This window comes from Enterovibrio sp. FF113, from assembly GCF_041439165.1.
GTDB lineage: Bacteria > Pseudomonadota > Gammaproteobacteria > Enterobacterales > Vibrionaceae > Enterovibrio > Enterovibrio norvegicus_A.
Genome location: NZ_JBGONO010000028.1, coordinates 55723 through 62097, shown reverse-complemented (window position 1 = coordinate 62097; position 6375 = coordinate 55723). Strand labels below are relative to the sequence as shown.

The window sequence follows — 6375 nt, the reverse complement described above, 5'->3', positions numbered from 1 at the left end:
TCAGGCCTTGAAAGCCGCTTAACAGAAATGTCCAACTTTACGGGGTCACTTCAAAAGCCGGGCTATTTTTTATATTATCTGACTACTTGGATTAGAAGTAGTATTCAAGACCTAGACCGTAACCAAACTCGTGGTCAGAATCGTCTTTAGAGATTACGTATGGACGAGCATACACAATCGCTGCTGGGTCAAGGAAGTACAGAGCTTGTAGAGAGAAGATGCTGTCTTCAGTACCATTTGCGTTGAAGCTAGAACCTTCGTTAGTTACGTCAGCATCAAAGTTCGCCGCATAGTTTGCTTTGAACTGCCAGTTTTCAACGCCACCGTATACAACACCAACAGAGATGCTGTCTTGCTCGATTGAAGCGCCAACTAAATTAATAGTTTCTGCAGAGCCAGATTCTGGCGTGACGGTTGCTGTAGCGTCATCATAGTCAGCTGATTCCATCTTGTATGCAGCATAAACACCAAAGCCATTGTCGAAATAAGCTTCAAAGCCCAAAAGTGCTGCATTCGTATCAGACTTAGTGCTACCTTCGATAGACTTCACTGCATCAATACCTGTTGAGAAACCAGGTTGCTGTTGCAAGTAGCTATTGTAAAAAGAATCCAGAGCAGATACGGAACGGTCAGAACCTGACTCATAACCCGCATGGAAAGTAACAACGCCCACGTTGTAAGATGCGCTTAGGCCATAGAAGTTAGAACCATCATCGCTTTCCGTACCACGACCAGCAGCAACAGAGAAGTTTAGACCGCCCATTTTTGCAGAATCATAGCGAACCATGTTTGATTGACGATCATAGCGAGCACCGCCAAGAACATCACCGCCCCAGTCAAAGATTGCACCAGCACGTTGACCAGAGTAAGGCCAGTCAATCATTTGATAAAGAGGAGTCAGCATACGACCTACGCGGACTTTACCGCCGTCTTCGAATTCAAAACCTGCAAATGTGTCACGAACACCTAAACCGCTACCAGCGCCAGCATCACCGACGTTACCGCCTTCCAACTGCCAAATGAACTTAGGAGCACGCTCTAAATCAGCGCTGCCACGAAGACCAAAACGTGATTCATTTTCAAAAGTAATTGGCTGGTCACCGCCACCGATAGCATGCTCGCCGTACTGCCACATAGAGACAGCAACTTGACCGTATAAATCAACAGTTTCTGTAGCAGGCTTAGCCATCGCTACAGTAGACGCAAGTGCTGCAGCAGTTACTGCAGTCGCTACGATTGAACGCTTAAACATTTTTTCCATGGAAAATAACTCCTAAAGGGATGTTTCAAAATTCCAGTTCATTGCTTTAAAGGTTGGCCGCCGAAAGCAATGAGCCGTTTATTCGATTGACTAAAACGACACGTTTATCATCGATTTAGATATTTACACCACCGATTGAACTCTCCCTCAACCGATGTGTCCCAGACTACTTACCTGTAAAAAAACATCAATGAGAACTTTATTTGTTATTAAAAAAATATGACTGGGTGCAAAGTTCCCTGCATCTTCGTGATCTAGATCTCGCATTTATATAAAACACTAAAAATAAAAATATAAATTCATATTTTTCATGATGTTACAGGTAAATTCCCACGCCTAACTTGGGGGAATTAAGTGTAATGAGATCGTTATCACACACTCAATAATGCTATTGATGTTTCGTTCAAGAAGCTTTTTCTTACCATAAATTCGACAAGAGAATTATCTGAAGTCGCTCGCAAAAGGCCTGAATTCGAGGCATAAAAAAACACCCGCACTTGGCGGGTGTTTTAAATGGGGTTCGCAAAGTTAGTTAGCGTGACAAGAGTCTCAGCATCCCCTCTTCATCTAAAATCTCAATACCCAACTCTTGCGCTTTGGTGAGTTTAGAGCCTGCCGCTTCGCCTGCTATCAACAAGTCTGTTTTCGCTGACACACTGCCCGTCACTTTGGCGCCAAGCGCCTGAAGTGCAGCTTTTGCATCACTCCGTGACAGTTTTGACAAGGTGCCTGTAAGAACAACGACCTTACCTTCTAGTGGTTGTGGTGCACTTTCATCGCGCTGTTCAATGTCAGGCCAATGAATGCCACATTGCAACAAGGCATCAATAACGTCGATGTTGTGCGGTTCGGTAAAGAAAGACACCACATGCTTAGCGACTATCGCACCCACGTCTTGGACTTGAATCAACTGCTCTTCTGTCGCAGTGCGAATCGTTTCAAGGTTAAAGAAGTGATTCGCTAAGTTAGCCGCGGTGGCTTCGCCCACTTCGCGGATCCCCAAAGAATAGATAAAGCGTGGCAAGGTGGTTTCTTTAGAAGCTGCTAATGCATCCACCAGGTTTTGAGCCGATTTGGGCCCCATACGGTCAAGCATGGTGGCTTGCCCCGCCGTCAATTTGAAGAGATCTGCAGGTGTTTGAATCAACTCTTTGTCTATCAACTGCTCGACGATTTTGTCACCCAGCCCATCAACATCCATCGCCTTTCGCGATGAGAAATGTTTAATCGCTTCTTTACGTTGGGCTCGGCAAATCAATCCACCCGAGCAACGGGCAACGGCTTCGCCTTCGATGCGCTCTACATGAGATTGGCAAACAGGGCATTCAGAGGGGAATACAACCGCCTTGGCGCCTTCCGGACGACGGCTTTCAACCACACTGACAATTTGCGGGATAACATCACCAGCACGACGGATAATCACAGTATCGCCAATTCTCACACCAAGACGTGCAATTTCATCCGCGTTATGGAGCGTCGCGTTTGATACGGTTACACCACCAACAAATACTGGCTCAAGCTTGGCAACAGGCGTAATCGCTCCCGTTCTTCCCACTTGGAATTCCACATCTAACAAGGTAGTAATTTCTTCTTGAGCCGGGAATTTATAAGCAATCGCCCAACGCGGTGCACGGGCAACAAATCCCAGTTGTTCTTGAGTCGCAATATTGTCGACTTTAATCACCACACCGTCGATTTCATAAGGCAGTTCATTTCGGCGGGTCATAATGTCTTGATAGTAAGCAATCACATTATTCAGTCCATCCACTTTCTTCACTTCAGGACTTAGCGGAATACCCCATTGGCGAAGCTGCTCTAAACGGCCAATGTGTGAATCACCAAATGCTTCAGACATGACGCCCACGGAGTAGGCATAAAAGCGAAGTGGACGTGTGGCTGTGATTTTAGGGTCAAGCTGTCGAAGGCTGCCCGCTGCAGCGTTTCGCGGATTGGCGAAGGCCTTTTCACCTTTTTTTAGGTTTTTCTCGTTCAGTTTATCGAAGCCATCTTTGAGCATGAACACTTCGCCGCGCACTTCTAAACGCGCAGGCCAACCCGAACCTTGCAACTGAAGCGGAACATTGCGGATGGTTCGTGCATTGTGCGTAATGTTTTCACCGGTATTTCCGTCACCGCGTGTTGCAGCTTGAAGCAACACACCGTTTTCATACATCAAACTAACAGCAAGGCCATCCAATTTTGGTTCACAGCTAAAGGTGAAGTCGGCCGCATTGCTTAGCCTGTCTTTCATGCGCTTTTCAAACGCCATGAGTTCTTCATCGTCGAAGGCATTATCAAGTGACAGCATGGGAATTTCATGACGCACCTGAACAAACGCACTCAAAGGTTTACCGCCGACACGTTGGCTTGGTGAATCAGACGTCATCCATTCAGGGTGCTCTGCTTCAATAGCCAATAACTCTTGCATCATGCGGTCATATTCCGCATCAGGGAGTTCCGGCTTGTCTTCGACGTAATAAAGGTGGCCGTGGTAGTTCAGCTGCGCTTTAAGCGCCTGCAGTTTTTGTTGGATATCCGTGGTCATCAATGCTGCCTAGTCAATCGTCACCACTCGCTCATGACAGAGTGGTTGATGGATAAGAATGGGCAGTAGTATATCTCAAGATGACTTCAGACTGACAATTAGCACTTGTTGCAATCGCAGCTCAGGATTATGATGCAGCCAAGCATTAAAATGAGTGGTCTTATGCGAAACCCAACGTTGAAACAATCCAGTATCATGGGCGTATTGCTTGCGCTGGTGCTTGTCGTTTTTTCAACGTCCTCATTTTCTATTCCGAACAATACTTACACGTCAGTGCAAACAGATCACTCTGTTAGCCTTGATGTTGAAAATCCACAATCCGAAGACGCGCTACCGTCCCTGCATAGCGAAAATCGCTTACCTGCCAAATCGCTTGCCCCTAACTTGGCGCAGTTACTTCGTACTGGATCTTGGCTTCCAGATCGCATCAACAATGTTGAGCCCAAATATGAATTGGTGATAGACCTCACCAGCGCACTGCCATCTGCATTTCATCCTCATTATCGAGTCTCGCTAACCCATTGGCGTGACTGGACAAGAAGTCCACCTAGCACCTCGTATCGTGTTGCGGGATGGAAAGAATCTAACCTCCTCTATCGTTTCATCAGTCAATCTCCCGCCTGACGCGTCGCTAAATATCTGAGCAAAGACTCAGCCATTAAACACGTCTTAATTTAGACCGTCATTCGGTCCAATAAGACGCCATTATTGACGCTAGTTTGCCACACCTCATTGTGGCCAAGAGTTTGACTATGAAACCAAAAACGTCTCGAACGACCATGCTGAACCATTACCCAGCATGGAAGTATGTGGTGCTCATCACCACACTCATTATTATGCTATTCAGTGCCTTACCTTCTTGGTTTGGTGAAAATGCTGCCGTTCTGATTTCTCACAAAGGAACAACGCCTTCTGCAGTTGTCATCCAAAAGGCGCTCTCAAACAAAGATATTGAGATTAAACGCATCGACCAAGCAGGTAATAAAACCACGGTTGTATTGGATAACGTCGCGCAGCAAAATGCGGCCAAAAACATACTTGAAAAATCATCAAACCCTGACGACACAGTAGCCCTCGCCATGGAACCAGCCGCCCCAGGTTGGTTGTTGGATATGGGATTTAAACCGATAAAACTTGGACTGGATTTACGCGGTGGGGTGCAATTCTTGCTGGACGTGGATATGGATCAAGTCTTCCATGCTCACGCCAATCAGGCTGCGGATTCAGTGCGAGATGAAGCGCGAGAACTGCGCATTCGCGGCGTTCGTGTGCAGGTCACGGCAGATGACTCACTTCGCATCGTCACACCTTCAGGTAACGCTGACGGCGACATTCGTCAATATATTCGAGAACAGTATCCACAATGGGATGTAAAAGGCAGCGGCGATAATGCCCTCGTCATGCACCTAAAAGACTCTGAGAAGCAAACACTGACTAACTTAACGGTTCAACAAAACCTGCAAACCATGCGCAGTCGAATCGAAGAGCTAGGCATTACGGAAGCGGCGGTACAGCGTCAAGGCGAACATCGTATCCGCATCGAACTTCCCGGTGTGCAAGACCCTGCATCGGCAAAAAATGTCATTGGTGCAACCGCAAGCCTGGCATTTTACGAAGTGGTGAGTGAGGCTAAACCCGGTTCGATAGCACTCCCAGACAGCAACGGACAATCGGTTTACGTCAATCGAAAACCTGTTCTTTCCGGCGAACACATAGTCGATGCTCGCGGCAGCATGGGTGAAATGGGTATGCCAGAAGTTAACATTTCGTTGGATGCCACTGGCGGTAAAACAATGTCTGACTTCTCTGCCAATGCTATCGGCGAACCAATGGCGACCGCCTACAGCGAATACAGCCGCAATGCGGAAGGGAAAACAGAACAAACCACATCTATCATCAGCGTAGCGACCATTCAATCCCAACTAGGGAATCGCTTTCGCATCACTGGCGTTGGCTCTTTGGCGGATGCACAAGATCTCGCGCTGCTGCTCCGTGCAGGTTCACTGACAGCGCCTGTTACCATCGTGGAAGAGCGCACCATTGGCCCATCTTTAGGTGCGGAGAATATCCAAAACGGCTTTGCGGCACTCGCACTCGGTATGGGTTTAACTTTGCTATTCATGGCCGTTTGGTACCGTAAACTCGGGCTAGTTGCAAACCTTGCTTTGGTCATCAATATGGTCATGTTGCTCGGTTTGATCGCCTTACTACCAGGGGCAGTGTTAACACTTCCCGGTATCGCAGGTCTTGTGCTCACCATCGGTATGGCCGTCGATACCAACGTGCTTATCTTTGAACGAATAAAAGAAAAAATGCGCGAAGGAAGAAGCTTGGCCCAATCCATCGATTTAGGTTTCAGCAGTGCTTTTGGGACCATTCTCGACTCCAATATCACAACCTTAATTTCAGCCGCCACTTTGTACGCAATCGGTAATGGCCCGATTCAAGGGTTTGCATTAACACTGGGCTTAGGCTTGCTCACAAGTATGTTCACGGGAATTTTCGCGTCTCGTGCAGTAATTAACCTATGTTGGGGCAAAGATACTCGTCGTGGAGTGAGGATTTAACC

At 47.2% G+C, this 6375-nt stretch carries 4 protein-coding genes; 2 read left to right on the top strand and 2 right to left on the bottom strand.

Annotated elements, in window-relative coordinates; all coding sequences use genetic code 11:
• Positions 1-91: 91 nt before the first annotated feature.
• Positions 92-1261 carry a porin gene (locus tag ACED36_RS19255; protein ID WP_016960090.1) on the bottom strand — a complete coding sequence of 390 codons (1170 nt, stop codon included), beginning with the start codon at positions 1259-1261 and terminating at the stop codon, positions 92-94.
• A gap of 532 nt (positions 1262-1793) precedes the next feature.
• Complete coding sequence (ligA, locus tag ACED36_RS19250) at positions 1794-3806, bottom strand: NAD-dependent DNA ligase LigA (RefSeq protein WP_016960089.1); 2013 nt, start codon at positions 3804-3806, stop codon at positions 1794-1796.
• Between the two features lie 162 nt (positions 3807-3968).
• Between ligA and ACED36_RS19245 the strand changes: the two genes are divergently transcribed.
• Together ACED36_RS19245 and secD are read left to right on the top strand one after the other, a co-directional pair.
• Positions 3969-4430, top strand: coding sequence for a hypothetical protein (locus tag ACED36_RS19245; protein ID WP_371733705.1), 462 nt, complete (start codon positions 3969-3971; stop codon positions 4428-4430).
• A gap of 128 nt (positions 4431-4558) precedes the next feature.
• Positions 4559-6373: a protein translocase subunit SecD gene (gene secD / locus ACED36_RS19240; RefSeq protein ID WP_371733704.1), complete on the top strand. Its 1815-nt coding sequence runs from the start codon at positions 4559-4561 to the stop codon at positions 6371-6373.
• Positions 6374-6375 lie beyond the last annotated feature (2 nt).

Bases quoted from the DNA above. Each gene is read 5' to 3' on its own strand.
- ACED36_RS19255 (WP_016960090.1), bottom strand. From the start codon at position 1,261: ATGGAAAAAATGTTTAAGCGTTCAATCGTAGCGACTGCAGTAACTGCT.
- ligA (WP_016960089.1), bottom strand. From the start codon at position 3,806: ATGACCACGGATATCCAACAAAAACTGCAGGCGCTTAAAGCGCAGCTG.
- ACED36_RS19245 (WP_371733705.1), top strand. From the start codon at position 3,969: ATGCGAAACCCAACGTTGAAACAATCCAGTATCATGGGCGTATTGCTT.
- secD (WP_371733704.1), top strand. From the start codon at position 4,559: ATGAAACCAAAAACGTCTCGAACGACCATGCTGAACCATTACCCAGCA.